This is a genomic window from Prauserella cavernicola (assembly GCF_016595675.1).
Classification (GTDB): Bacteria; Actinomycetota; Actinomycetes; order Mycobacteriales; family Pseudonocardiaceae; genus Prauserella_A; species Prauserella_A cavernicola.
Genome location: NZ_JAENJH010000003.1, coordinates 779,724 through 802,444 on the forward strand (window position 1 = coordinate 779,724; position 22,721 = coordinate 802,444).

Below are 22,721 nucleotides of genomic sequence, written 5' to 3' on the forward strand. Positions count from 1 at the left end.
GCGCGCCACCCTCGCGGGCGTGGCCGACGGCAGGCTCCCGTACTGAACTACGCGGCGGGTGGGCGGCAGCGGATCACGGTCGCCTCGCCCGTCAGCTCCAGTTCTCCCGCACCGTGGGGCACGACCAGCGTGTCGCCCTTGGCGATCGGGACGGAGCCCTGGCCGGTGCGCAGCTCGCCCGAGCCGTCGAGCACGACCAGCACCGCGAACGACGGGTCCAGCGCGAGCGCGCCACCACCGGGCCGCAACGTGTCGGCCCTGAAGAACGGGCTCGCACCGGGCGCCAGGAGGTCCACAGTGGATGAACGGTCGTCGCCGGTGTTGCGCACGATCGTGCCGAGGCGCTCGTCGTCCCAGCCCGACGTGTCGAGCGCGCGCAGCGCCGTGTCGAACCCGATGCCCAGGTGGCCCTTGTCCGGCGAGTCGAGGAAGTCGCGCCACTCCATGGTCAGCGAGAAGTCCGTCGGCTGCTGCAGCTCCACCACGAACACCCCGGCGCCGATCGCGTGCGGCAGCCCGGCCGGGATGTGGACCGTGTCGCCGGGCCGCACCCGGATGCTGTTGAGCGCGCCCAGCATCGAGGGCGAGTCCTGCTCGCGCACCCACTCGTCGATCGTCGCGAGGTCCTGCGACTCGCGGAACCCGGCGTAGACGGTCGGGTCGTCGCCGCTGGTGCCCGCGACGATCCAGGCCTCGGTCTTGCCGAAGTGCGAGTCGAAGTGCTCGCCCGCGAACGAGTCGGAAGGGTGGAAGTGCACGGGCAGCCGCTGACCGGCGTCGAGCAGCTTCACCAGCAGTGCCGTCGAGTCGCGGAACTTCGCGACGTGGGCGGCGCCGAGCCAGCCCTGGGGATCGGTGGTGACCGCCTCGCGCAGCAGGCGTCCGTCGGGCAGCCTGCTCAGGCCCTCGCTGTCCTTGCCGAACAACGTGGTGGTGGAGCCGACCCAGTCCTCGGGGCCGAACTCCTGGCTGCCCGCGGCTCCGCGCAGCGCGGCGATGGCCTCACCGCCCCGGTAGAACTGCGCGGGCTGGTTGGCGGGCACGTGGATGGGCTCGAACGCGGGTGTGGTCATGCGGGGGCCACCTCTCCGGAACCGCGGGCGACGAGATGCACGGGCAGAACGACCTTTCTCGGTGGTGACTGATCTCCTTGCAGGCGGGCGAACAGCAGCTCGGCCGCCGTCCTCCCGAGTACCCCGACGTCGTGTGCGATCACCGACACCGGTGGATCGAGCAGGTCGGCCAGCTCGACGTCGTCGAAGCCGACGAGCGCGGGCCGGTGTTCGCTGTGCGCGAGGGCGCGCAGCAGGTGCACCGTGATGCGGTTGTTGCCCGCCACCACGGCCGTGGCGGCGTCCGGCCCGGTGAGCATCCCGTGGACCGTGTCGGCCACGCCCCGTGCGCTCGGCTCGCGCAGGGCGATCAGCCGCGCGTCCTGGCCGACTCCGGCGCTCACACAGCCTTCGCGGAACCCGCGCAGCCGCTCGCGCGCCGTGTAGATCTCGGGGCTGTCACCGATGAACGCGATGCGGCGGTGGCCGTGTGCGGCGAGGTGGGCGACCGCCGCGGCCGCGCCCGCCGCGTTGTCCACGAGCACCGTGTCGGCCGTAAGGTCGCCGGGCGGGCGGTCGGCGAACACGATCGGCGTGCCCGCGCGCAGCTCCGGCTCCAGGTAGGCGTGCCGCGACCCGGCCGGCACCACGAGCATGCCGTCGACCCGCCTGGCGCAGAACTCCAGCGCCAGTTCGCGTTCCCGGTCGGGGTCCAGGTCGGACGATCCCGTGAGGACCTGTTTGCCGAAGCCCACCGCGACGCGTTCGACGGCGCGCGTCAGTCCCGAGAAGAACGGGTTGCCGACGTCCTCGACGATCAGTCCGAGCGTGCCCGTCGCCGAGCCGCGGCGGAGGTTGCTCGCGCCCGCGTTGCGCCGGAATCGCAGCTGCTCGATGGCGGCGAGCACACGGGCCGCGGTCTCCGGGTGGACGGCGGGCTCGTCGTTGACCACGCGGGACACCGTCTTGATGCTCACGCCCGCGAGCCGGGCCACGTCGTTCATGGTGGCCCGGCGGGAATCGCCTGGAGTGGACGACAACGTTGTCATAACGACGCGATGAAACACCGGGGCCAGAGTCGTTGTCAACCGGTGATCAGACGCGCCACGGGCGCTTGGTCGACGTGGATAAGGTCTGGTCATGACCACCTCGACCGCGCTCGCGGTCACTGATATCCACATGAGCTACGGCGACCTCCGTGCGGTCGACGGTGTCTCGTTCGAGGTGGCCGAGGGCGAGTTCTTCGGCATCCTCGGCCCGAACGGCGCCGGGAAGACCACGACGCTGGAGATCGCCGAGGGCCTGCGCGAACCCGACTCGGGCACCGTGCGCCTGCTCGGCGAGGCGCCGTGGCCGCGCAACCTCGCGCTGCTGCCGAAGATCGGCGTGCAGCTGCAGGCGTCGGCGTTCTTCGAGAAGCTCACCGCGCGTGAACAGCTGGAGACCTTCGGTGCGCTCTACGGCGTCACGTCGGCGCGCGTCGACGAGATGCTGGAGCTCGTCGGGCTCTCCGACAAGGCGAGCACGCCTGAGGCCAAGCTCTCCGGCGGACAGCGGCAGCGGCTCTCGATCGCCTGCGCGCTGGTGCACGACCCCGACATCGTCTTCCTCGACGAGCCCACCGCGGCGCTCGACCCGCAGGCCAGGCGCAACCTCTGGGACGTGCTGCGCGAGGTGCAGGCCCGTGGCAAGACGATCGTCTACACGACCCACTACCTCGACGAGGCCGAGGTGCTCTGCGACCGCGTGGCGATCATGGACCGCGGCCGCATCCTCGCGATGGACGCCCCGGCCAGGCTCGTGCGCGACCTCGAGGCGGCCACCAGGGTGATCCTCGAGCGCGGCGCGCTCGCCCCCGACCTCGCGAGGGCACTGCCCGGGGCCGACCAGGTCGCACAGGACGAGGTGTCGCTGACGATCTCCACCCGCACCCCCGCGCCGCTGCTCGCGGCGCTGGCCGAACACGGCACCCTCGACGGGCTGCAGGTCCGCACAGCGACTCTGGAGGACGTGTTCCTCGAGCTGACCGGACGGGAGTACCGGGCATGACGACGACAGAGACGCGGCCGCGTCGGACCGCCCCGAGCCCGGCGTCGTCGTCGGTCTTCCTCGCGTTGTCGAAGGCCGGGTTCCGCGGCTTCGTGCGCGACAAGGCGACGCTGTTCTTCACGTTCCTGTTCCCGTTGATGTTCCTGGTGATCTTCGGGCTCATCTTCGGCGGAGCCGGAGCGTCGAAGACCAAGATCGGCGTGGTCGGCGAGGGCGCCGTGATCCCGGCACTGGAGCGGTCCGACGCGGTGGAACTCACCCGATTCGACACCGCACAGGAGGCCGAGGCCCAGGTGAAGGCAGGCGATCTGCCCGCCTACGTGCAGCAGGACGGCGACACGGTGACGCTGCGTTTCGCGGCGAGCGACCAGACCCAGGCCGGGCTCGTGAACGGGCTCGTCTCCGGCGTGGTCAACCAGGCCAACATCGCCGCCACCGGGCAGGCGCCCGCGTTCACGCTCGACACCAGCCAGGTCGAGGACGAGTCACTCAAGCCGATCCAGTACATGGCACCGGGAATCATCTCGTGGGCCGTGTCGATCGGCGCCGTGTTCGGTGCGGCGCTGACGTTCGTGAGCTGGCGCAAGAAGCAGGTGCTGCGCAGGCTCCGGCTCGCCCCGGTGCAGCCGGTGGCCGTGCTCGGCTCGCGGGTGCTCGTCTCGCTCGGCGTCGCGGTGGTGCAGTTCTGTCTGTTCGTCGGCGTCGCGTTGCTGCCGATGTTCGGGCTGCGGCTGTCCGGGCAGTGGTGGCTCGCGCTGCCGTTGCTGTTGCTCGGCACGTTGTCGTTCTTCTCCATCGGCATGCTCGTGGGCGCCTTCTGCAAGACCGAGGAAGCCGCGAGCGGTGTGGCGAACCTCATCACGTTGCCAATGGCCTTTTTGTCCGGTGCGTTTCTGCCGCTCGACAACATTCCGCCGTGGCTGCAGACCGTGTCGTGGGCATTCCCGATGCGGCATCTGAACGAGGGCATGCTCGACGTGATGGTGCGTGGCCAGGGCGTGGACGCGTTGCTGGTGCCCGCGATGGTGCTGATCGCCTTCACCGCGGTCGTCGGATTCATCGCTGCCAAGGTCTTCCGCTGGGAGGACTGACGCGCCGGGGGTGGTGATGATCACCGGCCCCCGAGGTCCCGGTGATGGCCATCACGCATCACACTGGTATCGAGACGTCCGACAGCGTGGTTGACGTGGACCGGAAGTTTTCTTTGCCGCCGTCCTTTTTCGGGCGGTTTTCATGATCCGAGGAGGAACCGTTGTCGAACAAGGCTGCCGTCTTGTTCCGCGTGGTCGCCGTTGCCGAGGCATTTTCCTGGGCCGGCCTGCTGATCGGCATGTTCCTGAAGTACGTCGTCCAGCTCGGTGAGGGCGGTGTCCCCGTGCTCGGCATGGTGCACGGCGTCATCTTCGTGCTCTACGTGGTCGTCACGCTCGGCGTGGCCCGCCCGCTCGGCTGGTCCTTCAAGGTGACCCTGGTCGCGCTGCTCGCGAGCATCCCGCCGCTGTTCTCGTGGGTGTTCGAGAAGTGGGCGCTGCGCCGCGGCCGCCTCGACGGCCCCGCCCGCCTGAGCCAGGGCGGCACCGGTCTGTTCGTCGCGAACGAGCCGGAGCCCGTCAGGGTCTGAGGGCTCGCGCCCTCACTCGGCGAAGTCGCCCGCGGCCTTGCGGACCTTCGTCAACAACTCGGTGAGCTGGTCGGTCTGCCGCGAGGTGAGGCCGACCAGCCCGAAGTCGATCGCGGTGACCGCCTTGGTCGCCTGCTCCCTGCGGCTCCGGCCGTCGTCGGTGATCTCGACGAGCGTCGTGCGCCGGTCCGTGGGATGCGGCACCCGCTTGACGAGTCCGTCCTTCTCCAGGCGGTCGACGATGTTCGTGACGCTCGTCGGGTGCAGCTGCAGCCGCTCGCCCATCACGCGCATGGGCAGGCTCGAGCTGCGCGCGAACGTCAACAGCACCAGCGCCTCATAGCGAGCGAACGTCAGGCCGTGCGGTTTGAGCGCGCCATCGACGGCGGACTGGACGATCTGCTGGACCCGCATCAGGCCGGTCACGGCGGCCATGGTCTCGGAGGGCCCGATGCGGTCCTCCCACAGCTGCGCCGCGCGGGCGATCGGGTCGAACGGCAACGGACGGCTCATGGGCCTCGAAGTTAGCAGCGTTGGTCGGCAAGCTGGGGACCGGTAGGCAAGCTCACTCGCCGACCCACGGCCGACACAGCATGGAGGACCGCATGATCGTCGCTTTCAGCGTCAGCCCCGCGGGCGGGGACTCGGAGGGCGGGGTGAGCGAGGCCGTGTCCCGCGCCATCCGCGTGGTCCGCGACTCCGGACTGCCCAACTCCACCAACGCCATGTTCACCAACGTCGAGGGCGAGTGGGACGAGGTGATGGACGTGGTCAAGCGCGCCGTCGAGGCCGCCGGTGAGGGCTCCCCGCGCGTCAGCCTGGTGCTCAAGGCCGATATCCGGCCTGGGTACGACGGTCAGCTCGACGCCAAGGTCGAGCGCGTCGAGCAGCGTCTCGAGGGCGGCGCGTAGCCGGCCGCCCCACCAGCCGCGAACCAGCGATGAATCAGTCGCGCGTCCGTGCCAGGATGGAACCGTGACACAGCCTCGTGGTTCAGCAGCGAACTCGCCAGCCATGTCCGCCGCGCTCTCGGGCGCGGTCGACCTGTCCGGCTTGAAGGCGCGCGCGGACGCGTCGCGCCAGCAGCCCGCCGAGGGCGGCGCACCGCCGCCGCAGGCGCCGTCCGGGGGTGGCGGCGCGAACGTCATCGACGTCTCCGAGGCGACGTTCCAGGCCGAGGTCGTGGAGCGCTCGCTGCAGACGCTGGTCGTCGTCGACCTGTGGGCCGAGTGGTGCGGGCCGTGCAAGCAGCTGAGTCCCGTCCTGGAGAAGCTGGCGGCCGAGAGCAACGGCTCGTGGGTGCTCGCCAAGGTCGACGTGGACGCCAACCCGCGCATCTCGCAGCTGTTCGGCGTGCAGTCGATCCCGACGATCGTGGCGATCGCGGGCGGGCAGCCCGTCGACGCCTTCTCGGGCGCGCTGCCGGAGCCGCAGATCCGCCAGTGGCTGGATCAGCTGCTCGACGCGCTGCGCGACAAGCTGCCCGGCATCAACGCCGCCGAGCAGGGCGGCGCCGCCGAGCCTGTGGAGGAGCCGGAGGACCCGAGGTTCACCGAGGCGGAGGACGCGCTGGAGCGCGAGGACTTCGCCGCCGCCGAGGCCGCCTACCAGCGGATCCTCGACACCGAGCCGGGCAACGAGCAGGCCAAGGCCGCGCTGGTGCAGGTGCGCTTCGCCGCGAGGGCGACCGCGACCGACCCTGCGTCGGTGGCCAAGGCCGAGGCCGATCCCTCCGACCTCGACGCCCAGCTCTCCGCCGCTGACTTCGAGGTGGCGCAGGGCCAGGTCGAGGACGGCTTCGGCAGGCTCATCGCCGCCATCCGCCGGACCGCGGGCGACGACCGCAACAAGGTCCGCGAGCACCTGGTCGGGCTGTTCGACCTCTTCGACCCCGCCGACGAGCGGGTGATCAAGGCGCGCCGCGACCTCGCCAGCGCGCTGTTCTGAGCACGATCAACGCACGTTCGACGACGGCCGCTCGTCCGCGAGGGGCCGTCGTCGTGTCTCAGCCGTAGTTCTGCGTGCAGGCCGACGAGCCGTCGAAGTAGCCGAGCCGCAGGGACTCCACGCGCGCGAACCCGCTGGCGACCGGGCGGCCCTTGACGTCGGCCGAGAGCAGGCTGCGCGGCTGGAGCAGTTCCGCGATGGCCTCGTCGAGGTCGCCGGAGGAGAGCACGAGCGGGTTGTTGCCCTCGTCCTTGATCACCCCGGCCCACGCGCCGACGAGGCACGAGGTGCGCAGCCCGGCGTTGGAGTTGTCCAGCGACGCGCCCACGCCCTTCTGGATGCCCTGCGTGTAGCGCGAGGCGATTTCGCTGAAGGCCGCGAAGTCGCCGAGGCCGCCCGCGGACTCGGTGCCCTGGAACTCGGCCTCGCGGTCCACCGGCTGACCGATCACGGCGAGCTCCTCGAGATCGATGCTCACCGTGTTGTTGTCCTCGCAGTAGGTCGCGGGCGGCGTGCCGCTACCGTCCCCGCACGTGCCGCCCTCGTCGACGATCTGCGGCGCGTCCACGCCCGCGCCCGAGAACGCCTGGTCGAGACTGCGCTGCAGCAGGTCGATGCTGTTCTCGTCGATGGCGATGTCACCCGAGCCGATGTCGTCGGAGTGGAACGCCTCCTCGGTGATGCGCTCGTCCACGTTCTGCTGGTTGATGCCGGCGCACTCCTTGGCTCCCTGCTCGAAGCCGAGCTGGAACGCGTACGTGCGGTCGAAGGCGGTTCCGTGCGCGCCCTGCTCCGACGCCGACTGTCCCGCGTCGTCGCGGATGAAGAACATCGAGGCGAGCACCTGGTTCAGGCCCTCCGAAGTGGACACCGAGAAGTACTCGCTCCGGTTCTCGGCGATCCAGCGGAAGTAGGAGCCGGTGAAGCAGTCGGCCTGCTGTTCCTTCACGATCGTCGAGGTCGACTCGTCGATGCCGGCCTTGTCGCCGAGCCGGAACTGGATGGCGTGGCCGAACTCGTGGCCCAGCACGGTGACGATGGCCATCGGGCCGAAGCGTTCGCGCAGCAGCGGCAGCAGCAGGCCGCGGTCCCACGCGACGAGGTCCTCGGGAGGACAGTAGAAGGCGTTCATGGCCGCGTCGGCCGTCGTGGCGCCGCAGACCTCGATCTCGGGCTCGTTGGGGTCGTAGGACAGGAGCTTGGCGACGGGCTCGAACTCCTCGCCGAAGTGCTGGGGCAGCTCCTGCGCCCAGTAGGCGCTGACGTCGGCGATCGCAGCGGTCGCGAGCTGGTCCGCCTCGGTGTTGCTCGCGTTCTCGACCGTCAGGTCGGGCTTGGGAGCGTTCGGTTTGAGCCCGCTCTCGAAGTGGGTCACCGGCAGGCCCGCGATGTCGCCCGCGGTCTGCAGCTGGCCGGTGGTCTCCTGGCCACACGCGGCCGCCAGCAGCGAAGCGACGGTGACGATGCCGGCGATCAGCACGCCGCGGCGCGCGCCCCGCCCCCCAGTGAGGTTCATGGACGGCACCTTACTGAGTGGCCCTGCACCGCACGCACGGAATCACCGATCCGGCAAAGTCGCTAGGGTCGCTGTTCATGAGAGCAGTCCGCCGGTTCACGGTGCACGCACGGGTGCCTGATCAGTTGTCGGGCCTGACGGCGCTCGCGACCAACCTGCGCTGGACATGGCATCCGCCGACGCGTGACCTGTTCGCCTCCATGGACGACGCCCTCTTCCGGCGCATCCGGGATCCGCTGCGCATGCTCACGGAGATCCCCGCCGCGCGGCTGGAGGAGCTCGCCGCCGACGAGGCCTTCCTGGCCAGGACGCGGGACGCGATCGAGGACCTCGAGCGCTACCTCACCGAGCCACGCTGGTTCCAGCGCAGGGCCGACGGCGACGAGAACGGCCACCGGGCGCCCGCCGCGGTCGCGTACTTCTCGATGGAGTTCGGCGTCCATGAGGCGTTGCCGAACTACTCGGGTGGGCTCGGTGTCCTCGCGGGCGACCACCTCAAGGCCGCCTCCGATCTCGGGGTGCCGATGATCGGGGTGGGGCCGCTGTACCGCGCGGGCTACTTCCGGCAGTCGCTGTCGCTGGACGGCTGGCAGATCGAGCACTACCCGGTGATCGACCCGAGCGGGCTGCCGCTGGAGCCGCTCACCGAACCCTCGGGCGAGCCGGTGCTCGTGCGCGTGGCGATGCCGGGCGGCCGCGAACTGCGGGCCCACATCTGGAAGGCCAGCGTCGGCAGGGTGCCGCTGCTATTGCTCGACACCGACGTCGAGGGCAACGACGACGACCTGCGCGGCGTCACCGACCGGCTCTACGGCGGCGACGCCAACCACCGCATCCGGCAGGAGATCCTGGCCGGCATCGGCGGGATGCGCGCGGTGCGCCGCTACTGCGAGCTCACCGGCCACCCGCAGCCGGAGGTGTTCCACACCAATGAGGGCCACGCCGGGTTCCTCGGCCTGGAGCGCGCTCGCGAGATCCTCTCCACCGGAGACCTGACCTTCGACGAGGCGCTGTCCGCCGTGCGTGCGGGCACCGTGTTCACCACGCACACCCCGGTCTCGGCCGGCATCGACCGGTTCCCCGTCGACCTCGTGCAGCACTACTTCGGCGACGGCAGGCTGCTGCCGAACGTCGACCCGAGGCGCGTGCTCGCGCTCGGCGCCGAGGACAACCCCGGCATGTTCAACATGGCCCACATGGGACTGCGGCTGGCGCAGCGGGCCAATGGCGTCTCGGCGCTGCACGGCAGGGTGTCGCGGCGGATGTTCGCGAACCTCTGGCCCGGGTTCGACGCCCCCGAGGTGCCGATCAGCGCGGTGACCAACGGCGTGCACGGACCCACGTGGGTGGCCAGGGAGATGAGCGCGCTGCTCGGCGGAAGCGACGAGGAGTGGGGCCACGACGGGCACGACTCCGGCATCGACGAGTCGGTGACCGACGACCAGCTGTGGGAGCTGCGGCGCGAACTGCGCAGCAACCTGGTGGCCGAGGTGCGCCGCCGCGCGCGCGACGCGTGGCTGCAGCGTGGCGCCTCGGCGCTGGAGCTGGGCTGGACAGAGCGGATCTTCGACCCGGACGTGCTGACCGTCGGCTTCGCCAGGCGCGTGCCCACCTACAAGCGGCTGACGCTGATGCTGCGCGACCCGGAGCGTCTGCGCGCTCTGCTGCTCGACGACAAGCGGCCGATCCAGGTCGTGGTCGCGGGCAAGTCGCACCCCGCCGACGAGGGCGGCAAGGCACTCATCCAGCAGATCGTGCGGTTCGTCGACGACCCCGCCGTGCGCGAGCGCATCGTCTTCCTGCCCGACTACGGCATGTCGATGGCGCGCTACCTCTACCGTGGCTGCGACGTCTGGCTGAACAACCCGACCCGGCCGCTCGAGGCCTGCGGCACGTCGGGGATGAAGGCCGCGCTCAACGGCTGCCTCAACCTGTCCATCAGGGACGGCTGGTGGGACGAGTACTACGACGGCAGCAACGGCTGGGCCATCCCGACGGCCGACGGCGTCAGCGACCCGCTGCTGCGCGACGACCTGGAGTCCTCCGCGCTGTACGACCTGCTCGGCCAGCAGATCGCGCCGCTGTTCTACGACCGCGACGCGTCCGGCGTGCCCAAGGGCTGGATGTCGATGATCTGGCACACGCTGCGCACGCTGGGCCCGCGCGTGCAGGCCTCGCGGATGGTGCGCGAGTACGTGGAGTCCTACTACCTGCCGGCGGCGACGACCGTGGCCGCAGCCAGCGAGCACGGCTACGCGGGTTCCCGGGAGCTCGCGCGGTACCGGAACCGGCTGGACCTCTCGTGGAACCGCGTGCGCGTGCTCGACACCGAGCTGGTGGTGGAGGGCACCGACGCTCTCGTGGTGGGCGGTGACGTGCGGGTGCGGGCCGGGATAGACTTGGCCGGTCTCGACGAGTCCGAAGTGGACGTCCAGGTGGTGGTCGGCAGGGTCGGTGACACCGACGACATGCAGGACGTGGTGACCGTGCCGATGCGCCCCTCGGGCCGCGGTGTGTTCGACGCCACGTTGCGGTTGCCGCACGCGGGCGCGCTGGGATACACGGTGCGGGTGCTGCCCAGACATCGCCTGCTCGCGAGCCCGGCCGAGCTGGGAAAGGTGGTCCACGCGTGAGGCGGGGCCGTGCACGCGGGGCCGTGGTGAGTCGGTGACAATGGCCCATGTGAACTCGGTGCAGGAGAACCTTGACGATCTCGTGGTCCACATGTCCGGTGTCGAGGTCAGGAGGGGCGGCAACAAGCTGCTCGCCGACTTCGACTGGTCGGTGGAGCTCGACGAGCGCTGGGTGGTGCTCGGTCCCAACGGGGCGGGCAAGACCACGCTGCTCAAGCTCGCCGCCGCCGAGCTGCACCCGACCAACGGCGTCGTGCACGTGCTGGGCGAGCGCCTCGGCCGGGTCGACGTCTTCGAGCTGCGGCCCCGCATCGGGTTCACGTCCGCGGCGGTCAACGGGCGCGTCCCTCCCGAGGAGAAGGTGCTCGACGTGGTGGTCAGCGCCGGTTACGCGGTGCTCGGCCGCTGGCGCGAGAGCTACGACGCGCTTGACACCGAACGCGCCGAGGAACTGCTCGCCGCGCTGGGCATCGGGCACCTCGCGACGCGGATGTACGGCACGCTGTCCGAGGGCGAGCGCAAGCGCACGCTGATCGCCAGGTCGCTGATGACCGACCCGGAGATGCTGCTGCTCGACGAGCCGGCCGCCGGGCTCGACCTCGGCGGCCGTGAGGACCTGGTGGCCCGGTTGTCGTCGCTCGCGTTCGACCCGGACGCGCCGGCGATGGTGCTGGTGACCCACCACGTCGAGGAGATCCCGCCCGGCTTCACCCACGCCCTGCTGCTGGCCGACGGCCGCGCAGTGGCCGCGGGCCTCGTCGACGACGTGTTGACGAGCGAGAACCTGTCGGAGACCTTCGGGCAGGACCTGCTGCTCGAACGCTCGGGTGATCGCTTCTTCGCCCGGCGGCGGTAACGTCGGCGGGAAGCACCTAGTCAAGGAGGATGGCGTGGGCGAGTTCGTACGGCTCGAGGTCGAGGCGGGCGTCGGCACGATCCGGCTGGACCGGCCGCCGGTCAACGCACTGAACAACCAGGTGCAGGCCGAGCTCCGGGAGGCGGCCGAGGAGGCGGGCCGTCGCTCCGACGTCCGGGCCGTGATCCTCTACGGCGGCGAGAAGACCTTCGCGGGCGGCGCCGACATCAAGGAGATGGCCGCCAAGTCCTATCCGGAGATCTCCCAGTTCGGCGCGGAGCTGACGGCCTCGCTGACCGCGCTCGCCGAGCTGCCGAAGCCCACGGTCGCCGCCGTCACCGGTTACGCGCTGGGCGGTGGGCTGGAGCTGGCGCTCACCGCCGACCGCCGCGTGATCGGCGACAACGTCAAGGTCGGTCAGCCCGAGATCCAGCTCGGCATCATCCCCGGCGCGGGTGGCACGCAGCGCCTCACGCGGCTGGTGGGGCCGAGCAAGGCCAAGGACCTGATCTACACCGGGCGCTTCGTCAAGGCCGAGGAGGCGCTGGCGATCGGCCTGGTCGACGAGGTCGTCGCGCCCGACGACGTCTACACCGCCGCGCACACGTGGGCGGCGCAGTTCGCGAACGGTCCCGCCGTGGCGCTGCGCGCCGCGAAGGCCGCCATCGACGGCGGCCTCGACATGGACCTGCGCAACGGGCTCAAGCTCGAGACGCACCTGTTCACCGCGCTCTGGGCGACCGAGGACCAGACCACCGGCATGCAGTCGTTCATCGAGAACGGCCCCGGCAAGGCCACCTTCGAGGGGAAGTGACGTGACGGACGTGATCGACCCGGCGCCCAACCCGCACGCCAGCGCCGACGAGGTGCGCGCCGCCTACACCGACCCCAAGCTCGCCAACGTGCTCTACCACGACTGGGAGGCGGGCACCTACGACGAGAAGTGGTCGATCTCCTACGACGAGCGCTGCATCTCCTACGCCACCGACGTCTTCAACGCCGTCGCCGGCGAGCAGGACCAGCCCTACCCCACGGCGATGGAGCTGGGCAGCGGCACGGGGTTCTTCCTGCTGAACCTCATGCAGGGCGGCGTGATCAAGAAGGGCTCCGTCACCGACCTCTCACCGGGCATGGTGCAGGTGGCCCTGCGCAACGCCGAGCAGCTGGGTCTCGACGTGGACGGCCGGGTCGCCGACGCGGAGCGAATTCCCTACGAGGACAACAGTTTCGACCTCGTGGTCGGGCACGCGGTGCTGCACCACATCCCCGACGTGCAGGCCGCGTTCCGCGCGGTGCTGCGGGTGCTCAAGCCGGGCGGCCGGTTCGTCTTCGCGGGTGAGCCGACCAAGGTCGGTGACTTCTACGCCCGCAAGCTCGGCCAGCTGACCTGGTGGCTCACCACGAACGTCACCAAGCTGCCCGCGCTGCGCGAGTGGCGGCGGCCGCAGGAGGAGCTGGACGAGTCCTCGCAGGCCGCGGCGCTCGAGGCCGTGGTGGACCTGCACACGTTCGACCCGTCGGAGCTGGAGCGCTCGGCGCTCGGCGCGGGCGCGGTGGACGTCAAGGCGGTGACCGACGAGTTCAGCGCGGCGCTGGTGGGCTGGCCGGTGCGCACGTTCGAGGCCGCCGTGCCGCAGGAGAAGCTCACCGTGCGCTGGCGGCTCTTCGCCTACCACATGTGGCTTCGACTGTCCGCTGTGGACAAGAAGCTGCTGTCGAAGGTGCTGCCGCGTGAGCTCTTCTACAATGTGATGATCACCGGAACCAAGCCGCCCGCGGCGACGGGACTGTAGTTGCCCTACGCCTTCTCGCTCGACGACGTCGCCTTTCTGCGATCGGAGCAGGGCGAGCGGGCGGTGGCGGCGTGCGCCGAACTGCCGCTGACCGACGCCACCCGCATCGCCGACGTCGGCACGGCGCGGCGGCTCGTCGGTGAGCGCTATGCCGCGGCGCTGGAAACGGTGGTGCTGCGCCGCAAGGCGGTGTCGAAGCTGGCCGGGCTGCCGGGCGCTGACCGGTGGCTGTTCACCGGGGACGCCCTGCAGCAGGCCAGCGCGGCGCCGGTCGCCGCCGTCCGCGCGCGGAGGCTCGCGGGGCGCGACGTCCACGACGTGACGTGCTCGATCGGCGCCGACCTGGTGGCGCTCGCCGGTGCCGCGGCGCGCTGCGTCGGGTCCGATGTGGACGAGGTGCGGCTCGCGATGGCCGCGCACAACAGCGCGCGGTCCGGGGTGTCGCCGCTGCTGGTGCGCGCCGACGCACTGCGTCCGGTGACGCGCAACTGTGTGGTGGTGGCCGATCCGGCGCGCAGGGACTCCTCCGGGCGGCGCACGTGGCGGCCCGAGGACTTCGTGCCCGCGCTCGACGAGCTCGCCCGCGCCTGCGCCGGGCGCGACCTGGTGGTCAAGTGCGCGCCCGGACTCGACCCCGCCGCCGTGCCGTGGGCGCGCGAGGTGGAGCTCGTCTCGCTCGACGGCCAGGTGCGCGAGGCGTGTCTGTGGAGTGAGGGGCTGGCCACCGTCGGGCGCAGGGCGACGGTGCTGCGTTCTGACGGGACACAGTGGACGGTGACCGACGCCGAGCCCGACGACGTTCCGGTGGGCGAGCCGGGGGAGTGGATCGTCGACCCCGACGGCGCGGTGGTGCGGGCGGGGCTCGTGCGGCACTACGCGGCGCGGCACGGGCTGTGGCAGCTCGACGAGCGCATCGCCTACCTCACTGGTGACGAGCCGCCTCCGGGCGTGCGTGCGTTCCGGGTGCTGGAGTTCGAGAACTACAGCGAGAAGGCTCTGCGCGCCACGTTGCGCAGGCACGACATCGGCAGGGTCGAGATCCTCGTGCGCGGCCTCGACATCGACCCGAACACGTTGCGGCGCAGGCTCAAGCCGAAGGGCTCAGGCGAGGCGAGCGTGGTGCTGACGCGCATAGGCCGCACCCCAACGTCCTTCCTCTGCCGAGCAGAACGCCCCTAAGGCACTCCGCGAGTCCCCCGCTCCAGCCCGCGAGTCCCCCGCTCAGGGCGGCGAGTTGCGCACTCAGGGCCGCGAGTGGCGCGTTCTCGACTGCGAGATGTGCACTCCGGCGCGCGAGTCGTGCACACCCGACTGCGAGTTGCGCGTTCTGGCGGCCTGCCATGCCTCGCCCACTCGCGTGTCGTGCGCTCACCACGTTCGCGGTGCGAGTGGGAGTGCCGGATCGGGAGACTCGCGAACCTGAACGCGGGACTCGCGGGCCGGAGCGGGGAACTCGCGGTCTGGAGCGGGGGACTCGCGGTTCTAGTGCATGACTCGCGGATTGGGTCCCGGACGGTGCCCACTGCGTGGACTGGGTCAGCGTTCCCGCCGCGGACTGGCCGTACCTGCGCCCCGGTCCCGCCGACCGGTGGGCTGGCAGCAAGGCGCACACGTCCCGGTTCCCGCGGCCGTGCTGCGGCCGGGGCGGAACACGCTGACGCTGGGCAAGACCGCGGGCTCGTGGCACGCCTACGACGCGCTCGGGGTGTTCGAACCGGCGTGACTCAGCTCGTGGCACCGCGGAGGAAGGCGTCGCGTGCCTCGGAGCCGATGTGCTGAGGCCACAGTGCGTGCAGCGGGACGTGCACGTGCGGCTCCAGCGTGAGGACCTTGACGCGGCCGCCCGCCGCGAGCCCGGGTGCCACGGTGACGAAGGCGATGTGACCGGTACCGATCACGGCGGTCTCCGGCGGTGTGCCCTGGATCGGGTTGCGCAGCAGCCTCGGCTCGAATCCGGCCTGACGGCAGTGGTCCACGAGCAGGTCGGTGTAGCCGGAGCGGCCGGGGTGCCCCCAGACCATCACGGTCTCGTCGGCGAGCGCCGCGAGCCGGACCGAGTCGTTGTCCGCGAGGTGGTGGTCGGTGGCGACGGCGACGTGCAGCCGGCGCTGGTCGATCGTGCTGTGCGACAGCCCCCGTTCCGGGGTCATGGCCCGGCACAGCCCGAGGTCCAGGTCACCGGCGAGCAGCTGTTCGCTGAGCTCGTCCGGATAGCGCTGGTTGACGTGGGTGGACAGTTCGGGGTGGATGGCGTGGACCCGCCGGATCAGGGCGGTGACCTCGTCGCCCGTGACCGCGGGCGTGTGCCCGATGCGCAGCGTCTCGGCCTCGGCACGCCCGATCCGGCGCGCGCGCCGCACGGCGGATCGGGCGATACCGTGCAGCACGCGCGCGTCGTCGATCAGGGCTTGTCCCGCGGGCAGCACCGTGACGGCGTTGCCGCCCCGGTCGAGCAGGTCCACCCCCACCTCGCGTTCCAGCGCGCGGATCGAGCTGGAAAGAGCTTGCTGGGACAGGTGCAGCCGCCGGGCCGCGCGGGTGAAGGTGCCCTCCTCCGCGATCGCGACGAGATGCTCGAGCTTGCGCAGATCCAGTCCCAACTCGGTGTCCATCCTTCCCCTGGCTCAGGACCAGGGTGCCTCAGCGGGTGGTGTAGCCGCCGTTGGGGAACAGTGTCTGCCCGGTGAACCACCAGCCCTCGGTGGACAGGAACCGCACGATCGGGGCGATGTCGGAGATGCGGGTGAGCTGATTGCCCAGTGCCTGCGACTTGTGGAACTCCACCCGTTCCGGTGTCTCCTGTGGATAGAAGAACGGGGTGTCCATCGGTCCGGGAGCGACGGTGTTGACCGAGATGCCCCTGTCCGCGAACTCCTTGGCTGCCGCCCGGGTGAAGTGTTCGAGCGGCGCCTTGCCTCCGGCGTAGGTGGAGTAGCCGTCGGTGAACGCCGCCAGCAGCGACGTGCCGAGGCTGATGATCTTGCCGTTGTCGTTGAGCCGCCGCCCGGCCTCCTGGATGAAGAAGTACGCGGCCTTGGCGTTGATGCCGAACATCTGGTCGTACTCGGCCTCTGTCGTCTCCAGGATCGGCTTGCGCAGCACCATCCCGGTGGTGTTGACAGCGAGGTCGACGCCGCCGAAGGTGTCGACCGCCGTGTCGAACAACCGGCGCACGTCGGCGACTCGCGTCAGGTCGCCCTGGACCGCGATCGCGTCCCTGCCGGACTCCTTGACCGCACCAACCGTCTGCTCGGCGTCGCTCGCGGAGGCGTCACCGTGGTAGTGCACCACGATGTTGGCGCCGTCCTCGGCGAAGGTCGTGGACAGCAGCCCACCCAGGTTCTTCGCGCCGCCCGCGATGATCGCGACCTTGTCCCGCAACTGGGGCATGGTTCGTCGGCTCCTTGTCGTTCGGGTTCCTCGCACCGAACGTAGGAGGCAGGCTCGGGCGCGGTAAAACACGAAGTTCGGGTGGCCCGACAAGTCCGATCGATAACCGCAGGCAGCCGCCCGATCAGCCGCGTGGCTTGGCGACCTCGTCGAGGTTCGCCCAGCCCGGCCGCACCCCGGACCAGTCACCCTTGCCCGACAGCACCGCGATGGACGACGTCTTGAGCGTGCAGCCGCGGCCCGCCAGTTCCGAGACGAAGTCCTCGAGCCCAGGGTTGTGGCCGATGAACAGCACGGTGCGCGCCTCGCCCGGCAGTTCACGAGCGATCGCGGCCAGTGTTCCGGCCGAGGCGCCGTAGAGCCGCCCGTCGTGGGTCACCTCGGGTGGGGAGGCCAGTTCCCGCCGCACGAGGTGCCAGGTCTGGCGCGTCCGCTTGGCCGTCGAGCACAGCACGAGGTCGAAGGCGGGCACGTGGGCGCGCAGCCACTTTCCGGCCTCAGGAGCGTCGCGGCGGCCGCGTTCGGCCAGTGGGCGCTCCTCGTCGGCGACCCCGTAGGGCCAGTCGGACTTCGCGTGCCTGAGGATCACGAGTTCTCGTCGCACGTGCCCATCGTCTCGTATCGTTCGGGCGCTGTCGGCGGATTGCCCCCGAGATCATCCCCTGTCGATAATGCGCGACATGTCGATCACGCACGGCGACGCCCTGACCTATGCGGCCTGGTTCGCGTGCCTCGGTGAACCGACGAGGGTCCGGCTGCTCCACACGGTCGCCACGGCGCCCGGCGGGCTCACGGTGGGCGAGCTGAAGGACCGCGTCGGCATCAGCCAGTCCACGTGCTCCCACCACGTCCGGATGCTCTCCGACATCGGGTTCCTGCGCGTGAGCAGGCAGGGCACGACCACGCGGGTGACGATCGACGACGCCTGCTCCGTGGCGTTGCCGCACGCCGCCGACGTGGTGATGGGGGTGCTCGCGCCGCGGCCTCGCTATCCCGTCGATCCGCGGGCCGAGGTCTCGGTGCGCGCGCTGGATTCCCGCGACTGGCCCGCGGTCCGCGACATCTACGGCCAGGGACTGGCGACCGGCCTCGCGTCGTTCGACACCGCGGTGCCCAGCAGGTCGACGCTCGATGCGCGGTGGCTCGACGGGCATCGCTGGGTCGCGGAGCTGGCGGGCGAGGTCGTGGGGTGGACCGCACTGAGCCCGGTCTCGGCGCGCTCGTGTTTTTCCGGCGTGGCGGACAGCGCCGTCTTCGTCGCGGAGTCCTTCCGGGGTCGTGGCGTGGGCAAGGCGTTGCTGCGCGCGCAGGTCACCGAGGCCGACCGGGCGGGGCTGTGGCTGCTGCAGACGTCGGTGCTCACGGAAAACCGGCCCGGCATCGGTCTGCACCACGCCTCCGGCTACCGCACGGTGGGCGTCCGTGAGCGCATCGCCCAGCGCGACGGCGTCTGGCACGACACGGTCCTGCTGGAGCGCCGGGCTTCCTGAGTCGCACTCGCGCTCCCGCCCCCGGGCTTCTTGCGATGCTCAGATCATTCGAGATACTGTCATCATTCAGATGATGCCGTCATTTCACATGGAGTCCGCCCGTGGCCAGTACAGTTCCCGACGTCGACCTGACCGACCCCGCCGTCGTCGCCGATCCCTTCGCCGCCTACGCGCCGTTGCGCGAACGCGGCAGGCTGGCCAGGCTCACCGCGCCCGGTGTCCCCGCGATGTGGGCCGTGCTGCGCCACGAGGACGCCAGGGTGATGCTGGCCGACCCCCGGTTCGAGCTCACCGCGAACACCTTCGCGCTGCGCCCCGACGTCCCCGAGGACTGCGCGCCGTACCTGCGAACGATGCAGGAGGTGGAGGGTCCCGAGCACCTGCGGCTGCGCAGGCTGGTCGCTCCCGCGTTCACCGCCCGCCGTGCCGCGGCGTTCCGGCCCCGGCTGGAGGTGCTCGTCGAGCGGCTGCTCGCCGAACTGCCCCGGGAGGGCGGCGCGGTCGTCGACCTGGTGTCGCACTTCGCCCGCCCGTTGCCGATGGACGTGATCTGCGAGCTCACCGGAATCCCCGAGGCGGACCGGCCGCGCTGGCGCGAGTACGGCGCCGCCGTGGCCGCCGGGATCGGAGCCGAGTTCGGCGCGGCGATCCCCGGGATCATCGAGGGCTCGCGCAAGGCGGTGGCGGCACGGCGCGCCGAGCCGGGCGACGACCTGATCTCCGACCTGATCCGCGCGCAGGCCGAGGACGGCGACCGGCTCGACGATGTCGAACTGGTCACGCTGGTCTGGAACGTCGTGCTCGCCGGGCAGACGCCGACGAACCTCATCGCCAACGGGGTCTCCGCGCTGTTCGAGAACCCGGACCAGCTCGCGCTGCTCCGCGCCGAGCCCGGCCTGCTGTCCGGTGCGGTCGAAGAGCTGACCCGCTGGCAGGGGCCGCAGCTGCTGACCATGCCGCGGTTCGCCACGCAGGACGTCGAACTGGCAGGCCGCCTCGTGCGCAAGGGTGACGCCGTGACGGTGGCGATCGCCTCGGTCAACCGCGATCCGCGCGTGTTCGCCGATCCCGACCGGCTCGACGTCACGCGCCCTGCGACCGTGCCGGGGCACCTCGGTTACGCCCACGGCCCGCACTTCTGTCTCGGCGCGGGGCTGGCGAGGGTGCAGACCGAGGTGGCGCTGTCGGCGCTGCTGCGCGCTCCGGGGCTGGCCCCGGCGGGCCCCGCGCGTCGCGTGCCCGACCCTGGGACCTGGCGGCTCGCAGAGCTTCCCGTCACGCTCTGAGCGAAAGTCTTGAACTGCCAGGGAATCGGGGCTTTATCTCGATTATGGTGGAGGTATTACCGTGGTCCGATGACCAACGTGGACACTCATCCGGTGACGGTGCTCGGCCTCGGCGAGATGGGAAGCGCGCTCGCTCGTGCCTTCCTGAGCGGAGGTCACCCGGTGACCGTCTGGAATCGCACTCGCGCCCGCGCCGAACCCCTGATCGCCGAGGGGGCCGGCGGGGCGGAGTCCGTGCGCGACGCCGTGGCCGCGAGCCCGCTCGTGGTCGTGAACGTGCAGGGCAATGCCGTCGCCAAGGATGTTCTCGAGCAGGCCGGTGACGCGCTGGCTGGCCGTGACGTGCTGAACCTGACCGACGGGACCTCGGCAGAGGCGAGCGCCGTCGCCGAGTGGGTGGCGGAGCGCGGCGCGCGCTACCTGCACGGCCAGCTCATGACGATCGCGCCCGGAGTCGGGCATCCGGACGCCACGGTGTTCTACGGCGGTTCGCGCGAGGTCCACGACCGCTACCGAGGCGCGCTGGATCTCCTCGGTGGCAAGGGAGTCCTCGTCTCGGCGGACGCGGGAGTGCCGACGCTGTACGGAATGGCCGTGCACGGCACGATGTGGGGCGCGCTCAACGGGTTCCTGCACGCCGCCGCGTTGCTCACCAAGGAGGGCGTCGACCTCACGTCCTTCCTCGGCGATGCCGGCCCCGCGATGTCCTCGGTGCTGTCCCTGCTGCCGTCGCTGGCGGCCGAAGTGGACTCCGGCGAGTACGCGATCGAGTTCGGCGGCCTGCGTCACCACCTGCCCTCGGTGGTCGACCTGATGCGGGAGAGCGAGGATCGGGGCGTCGCCGGCGGTGTTCCCGCGCTGACGCTGGACCTGGTGCGCACGGCGGTCGCCGACGGGCACGGCGACGACAGTTACTCGCGGCTGATCGAGTACTTCCGCGCCTGAGCCCCGGAGGTCAGGCACTCGTGGTGGAGCCTGGCCGCACGATCATCAGCACCACGACGATCGCCCACAGGACGTTGAACATCCCGGTGATCATGGCCAGCCGCGCGCCCTGCCCGGTGTCCGGAGTTTCCAGCAGGTCCTGCTGTCTCGGCAGGATCGCGAATGCCAGCAGGCCCGCCGCGAGCGCGGTGAGCACCACCGACGCGATCAGCCAGGGATCGGTGAGCACGCCGAGTGCGGCACCAGTGGCGACGCCGAGGACGGGAACGCTCGCGCCGACCGCGGTGTAGACGCGGCAGATCCGGTGCAGCACGGCGGCCGCGGTCGCGGCCCTGGTCGAGGCCTCGCCGCCGTCGGGCAGCGGGGTGCGGACGTAGCGGGGGAACAACGACGCGGCGACGGCGATCGGCCCGACCGCGAGGATCGCCGCAAGCACGTGCAGGGACAGCAGCAGTGTGGACACGAGTGGGGACTCCGCTCTCGATAAGTTGGCTGCCAATATATCCGCTTCCAACTAATAATGTGTAGGCTGTCTACCTATGAAGGCGGACGCGATACGCGGGCACCTGGACGGGTTGCTGCTGGCTGTGCTCGAACCGGGCCCCCGGCACGGCTACGCGATCATCACGGCGGTCCAGCAACGCAGCGGCGGAGCACTGGAGCTGCGCACGGGCACGATCTACCCGGCGCTCAACCGGCTCGAGCGGCTCGGCCTGCTGCGCAGCACGTGGGACTCGGTCGGCGAGCGCCGCCGCCGTTGCTACGAGCTCACCGACGCGGGGCGGCGCGGTCTCGCCGACGAGCGCAGCGCGTGGCGGGCGTTCACGACCGCCATCGGCTCGGTGCTCGACCCGCAGCCGGGGAGCGCGACGTGAGCGCGATGCCGTCGGTGGAGGCCCACGCGGCGGAGCTCGCCGCGTCCCTGCACGGTCCCGAGAAGGTCAGGACGCGGCTTGTCGACGAGATCCGCGAGGGCCTCGCCGACACGATCGCCGCACACACCCGCGAGGGCGAGCCACCGGAGGGTGTCTTCGAGCGGGCGGTACGCGAGTTCGGCACCCCCGCCGAGCTCGCTCCCTCGTGCCAGCGCGAGCTGACCGTCGCGCAGACCCGGCGCACCTCGCTGACCGTCGCCCTCGCCGTGCCCGTGGTGCTCGCCGCGTGGTCGCTCGCGTGGGGCGCGAGTGCCGTAGCACTGGCCGTCGGAATCGTCGGCGTGGTGCTGGCGCTGGGAACCCTCGCCGCTACGGGCTCGGTGGCGCGCGGGCTGCCGGTGCCGGGGTGGCTCCCGCTCGTGGCCGCGTGGTCGGGCACGATCGCGGGCGTGGCCGTGGTGCCGACCACGCTCGCGCTGGCGCTCACCTCGGCGGCGAGCTGGCCGCTCGTGCTGCTCGCGAGCGTGCTCGCGGTGGTGGCGCACGGCGTGGTGGCGGGCTCGGCGCGCACGTGCCGCCGGTGCGCCCGGCTCACCCCGGCCTGACGACGCCTACGCGCCCGCCCCGGCGAGCACGCTCGCTCCGTCGCCCGTGCCGATCCGCGCCGTCGGGCCGTGCCACGTCACGTCGCCGCCGTGCTCGGAGGCGAGTGCGGCGGCACGTACGGGATCGGCGACGGTGACGACCGTGTCCCATCGCGCCTGTCCGGGCGCGGCGGTGACCGTGACTCCGTCGAGCGGGCCGCCGAGGGTGCGCTCGTAGAAGTCGCTGGCGTGCACGGGATCGGAGCACGAGAGCACCATCCGGCCCGGCGCCGACGGCGTGCCGGGCTGGAACGTCCAGCCGCCGAACTCGCCCGCCTGCCACACCGAGAACGCCGCGCCCTGCGGGTCGACCAGCGTCGCCATGCGTCCCTGACCGCCGACGTCGAACGGTTCGAGCACCACCGTGGCGCCATGCCGGGCCGCCGCATCGGTGCGACCGTCAGCGTCGTCGACCGCGACGTAGTAGGCGACGTGCGCGGGGACGCCGGGCGGGTAGACCGGATTCGCCAGATCGCTCACGCCGCCGATCCGGTGACCGCCCGAGCGGATCGTGGGCCGCTCACCGTCCTCGGCGATCTCCCAGCCGAACACCGCCGACAGCAGCGCCGCCGTGCCCGCGAGGTCGCGCGTCTTGAGGTCCAGCCAGCAGAACCCGGGCACCGC

General features: G+C 71.2%; 25 protein-coding genes. 16 read left to right on the plus strand and 9 right to left on the minus strand.

The genetic code is table 11. The features are described 5' to 3' along the window. Positions 1-47 precede the first annotated feature (47 nt). Both JHE00_RS17130 and JHE00_RS17135 read right to left on the minus strand, forming a co-directional pair. A complete protein-coding gene (locus JHE00_RS17130; RefSeq protein ID WP_200319042.1) occupies positions 48-1,073 on the minus strand; it encodes a class I mannose-6-phosphate isomerase in 1,026 nt (341 codons plus the stop codon). Further along, on the minus strand, positions 1,070-2,056 hold the full coding sequence (locus tag JHE00_RS17135) for a LacI family DNA-binding transcriptional regulator (protein WP_200319043.1): 987 nt from the start codon (positions 2,054-2,056) through the stop codon (positions 1,070-1,072). Before JHE00_RS17135 ends, JHE00_RS17130 begins: the two co-directional genes overlap by 4 nt. Positions 2,057-2,192: 136 nt before the next feature. Between JHE00_RS17135 and JHE00_RS17140 the strand changes: the two genes are divergently transcribed. The 3 genes from JHE00_RS17140 (at position 2,193) to JHE00_RS17150 (ending at position 4,722) form a co-directional block, all read left to right on the plus strand. After that, positions 2,193-3,101 carry an ABC transporter ATP-binding protein gene (locus JHE00_RS17140; RefSeq protein WP_200319044.1) on the plus strand — a complete coding sequence of 303 codons (909 nt, stop codon included), beginning with the start codon at positions 2,193-2,195 and terminating at the stop codon, positions 3,099-3,101. Further along, complete coding sequence (locus JHE00_RS17145; protein ID WP_200319045.1) at positions 3,098-4,192, plus strand: ABC transporter permease; 1,095 nt, start codon at positions 3,098-3,100, stop codon at positions 4,190-4,192. Before JHE00_RS17140 ends, JHE00_RS17145 begins: the two co-directional genes overlap by 4 nt. Before the next feature lie 161 nt (positions 4,193-4,353). Continuing rightward, positions 4,354-4,722, plus strand: a complete 369-nt coding sequence (locus JHE00_RS17150; RefSeq protein ID WP_200319046.1) for a DUF3817 domain-containing protein — start codon at positions 4,354-4,356, stop codon at positions 4,720-4,722. 12 nt (positions 4,723-4,734) lie between these two features. Here the strand turns inward: JHE00_RS17150 and JHE00_RS17155 are convergent, their stop codons facing one another. Beyond that, positions 4,735-5,235, minus strand: a complete 501-nt coding sequence (locus JHE00_RS17155) for a MarR family winged helix-turn-helix transcriptional regulator (protein ID WP_200319047.1) — start codon at positions 5,233-5,235, stop codon at positions 4,735-4,737. A gap of 92 nt (positions 5,236-5,327) precedes the next feature. Between JHE00_RS17155 and JHE00_RS17160 the strand changes: the two genes are divergently transcribed. Both JHE00_RS17160 and trxA read left to right on the plus strand, forming a co-directional pair. After that, the gene (locus JHE00_RS17160; RefSeq protein ID WP_200319048.1) at positions 5,328-5,633 is read left to right on the plus strand and encodes a thiamine-binding protein; all 306 of its coding nucleotides are present in this window, start codon (positions 5,328-5,330) and stop codon (positions 5,631-5,633) included. A gap of 103 nt (positions 5,634-5,736) precedes the next feature. Beyond that, a complete protein-coding gene (trxA, locus tag JHE00_RS17165; RefSeq protein WP_200319049.1) occupies positions 5,737-6,669 on the plus strand; it encodes a thioredoxin in 933 nt (310 codons plus the stop codon). A gap of 58 nt (positions 6,670-6,727) precedes the next feature. Here the strand turns inward: trxA and JHE00_RS17170 are convergent, their stop codons facing one another. Next, positions 6,728-8,185, minus strand: coding sequence for a neutral zinc metallopeptidase (locus JHE00_RS17170; protein WP_200319050.1), 1,458 nt, complete (start codon positions 8,183-8,185; stop codon positions 6,728-6,730). A gap of 77 nt (positions 8,186-8,262) precedes the next feature. Here JHE00_RS17170 and glgP point away from each other — a divergent pair, with 77 nt between their 5' ends. The 6 genes from glgP to JHE00_RS35580 all read left to right on the plus strand — a co-directional run bounded on the left by glgP (position 8,263) and on the right by JHE00_RS35580 (position 15,190). Next, entirely contained in the window at positions 8,263-10,818 is a 2,556-nt protein-coding gene (gene glgP, locus JHE00_RS17175; RefSeq protein WP_200319051.1) for an alpha-glucan family phosphorylase, read from the plus strand. 40 nt (positions 10,819-10,858) lie between these two features. Beyond that, a complete protein-coding gene (locus JHE00_RS17180; protein ID WP_200319375.1) occupies positions 10,859-11,674 on the plus strand; it encodes an ABC transporter ATP-binding protein in 816 nt (271 codons plus the stop codon). A gap of 34 nt (positions 11,675-11,708) precedes the next feature. Then, positions 11,709-12,488: an enoyl-CoA hydratase/isomerase family protein gene (locus JHE00_RS17185; RefSeq protein WP_200319052.1), complete on the plus strand. Its 780-nt coding sequence runs from the start codon at positions 11,709-11,711 to the stop codon at positions 12,486-12,488. 1 nt (position 12,489) lies between these two features. After that, positions 12,490-13,467, plus strand: a complete 978-nt coding sequence (locus tag JHE00_RS17190) for a class I SAM-dependent methyltransferase (RefSeq protein ID WP_200319053.1) — start codon at positions 12,490-12,492, stop codon at positions 13,465-13,467. Beyond that, positions 13,468-14,646, plus strand: a complete 1,179-nt coding sequence (locus tag JHE00_RS17195) for a THUMP-like domain-containing protein (RefSeq protein ID WP_200319054.1) — start codon at positions 13,468-13,470, stop codon at positions 14,644-14,646. Between the two features lie 409 nt (positions 14,647-15,055). Continuing rightward, positions 15,056-15,190 (plus strand): hypothetical protein, encoded by a 135-nt coding sequence (locus tag JHE00_RS35580; protein WP_268958293.1) that lies wholly within the window; start codon positions 15,056-15,058, stop codon positions 15,188-15,190. 1 nt (position 15,191) lies between these two features. On the opposite strand, the gene JHE00_RS17200 is transcribed toward JHE00_RS35580, so the two are convergent. The 3 genes from JHE00_RS17200 to JHE00_RS17210 form a co-directional block, all read right to left on the minus strand. Then, positions 15,192-16,079, minus strand: coding sequence for a LysR family transcriptional regulator (locus JHE00_RS17200; protein WP_230424233.1), 888 nt, complete (start codon positions 16,077-16,079; stop codon positions 15,192-15,194). A gap of 28 nt (positions 16,080-16,107) precedes the next feature. Continuing rightward, positions 16,108-16,857, minus strand: a complete 750-nt coding sequence (locus JHE00_RS17205) for an SDR family oxidoreductase (RefSeq protein ID WP_200319055.1) — start codon at positions 16,855-16,857, stop codon at positions 16,108-16,110. Between the two features lie 124 nt (positions 16,858-16,981). Further along, complete coding sequence (locus JHE00_RS17210) at positions 16,982-17,461, minus strand: SixA phosphatase family protein (RefSeq protein WP_200319056.1); 480 nt, start codon at positions 17,459-17,461, stop codon at positions 16,982-16,984. A 76-nt stretch (positions 17,462-17,537) separates the two neighbouring features. Between JHE00_RS17210 and JHE00_RS17215 the strand changes: the two genes are divergently transcribed. From JHE00_RS17215 to JHE00_RS17225, 3 genes are all read left to right on the plus strand, one after another. After that, a complete protein-coding gene (locus tag JHE00_RS17215; protein ID WP_230424235.1) occupies positions 17,538-18,347 on the plus strand; it encodes a helix-turn-helix domain-containing GNAT family N-acetyltransferase in 810 nt (269 codons plus the stop codon). A 101-nt stretch (positions 18,348-18,448) separates the two neighbouring features. Next, positions 18,449-19,633 (plus strand): cytochrome P450, encoded by a 1,185-nt coding sequence (locus JHE00_RS17220; RefSeq protein ID WP_200319058.1) that lies wholly within the window; start codon positions 18,449-18,451, stop codon positions 19,631-19,633. 69 nt (positions 19,634-19,702) lie between these two features. Beyond that, entirely contained in the window at positions 19,703-20,578 is an 876-nt protein-coding gene (locus JHE00_RS17225; protein WP_200319059.1) for an NAD(P)-dependent oxidoreductase, read from the plus strand. 10 nt (positions 20,579-20,588) lie between these two features. On the opposite strand, the gene JHE00_RS17230 is transcribed toward JHE00_RS17225, so the two are convergent. Further along, positions 20,589-21,041 carry a hypothetical protein gene (locus JHE00_RS17230; protein WP_200319060.1) on the minus strand — a complete coding sequence of 151 codons (453 nt, stop codon included), beginning with the start codon at positions 21,039-21,041 and terminating at the stop codon, positions 20,589-20,591. Positions 21,042-21,117: 76 nt separating this feature from the next. On the opposite strand from JHE00_RS17230, the gene JHE00_RS17235 reads away from it, so the two are divergent. Together JHE00_RS17235 and JHE00_RS17240 are read left to right on the plus strand one after the other, a co-directional pair. Next, a complete protein-coding gene (locus JHE00_RS17235) occupies positions 21,118-21,453 on the plus strand; it encodes a PadR family transcriptional regulator (RefSeq protein WP_200319061.1) in 336 nt (111 codons plus the stop codon). A 5-nt stretch (positions 21,454-21,458) separates the two neighbouring features. Further along, the gene (locus tag JHE00_RS17240) at positions 21,459-22,058 is read left to right on the plus strand and encodes a permease prefix domain 1-containing protein (protein ID WP_230424498.1); all 600 of its coding nucleotides are present in this window, start codon (positions 21,459-21,461) and stop codon (positions 22,056-22,058) included. Positions 22,059-22,064: 6 nt separating this feature from the next. Here JHE00_RS17240 and JHE00_RS17245 read toward each other — a convergent pair whose 3' ends face one another. Further along, complete coding sequence (locus tag JHE00_RS17245) at positions 22,065-22,718, minus strand: VOC family protein (protein WP_200319063.1); 654 nt, start codon at positions 22,716-22,718, stop codon at positions 22,065-22,067. Positions 22,719-22,721 lie beyond the last annotated feature (3 nt).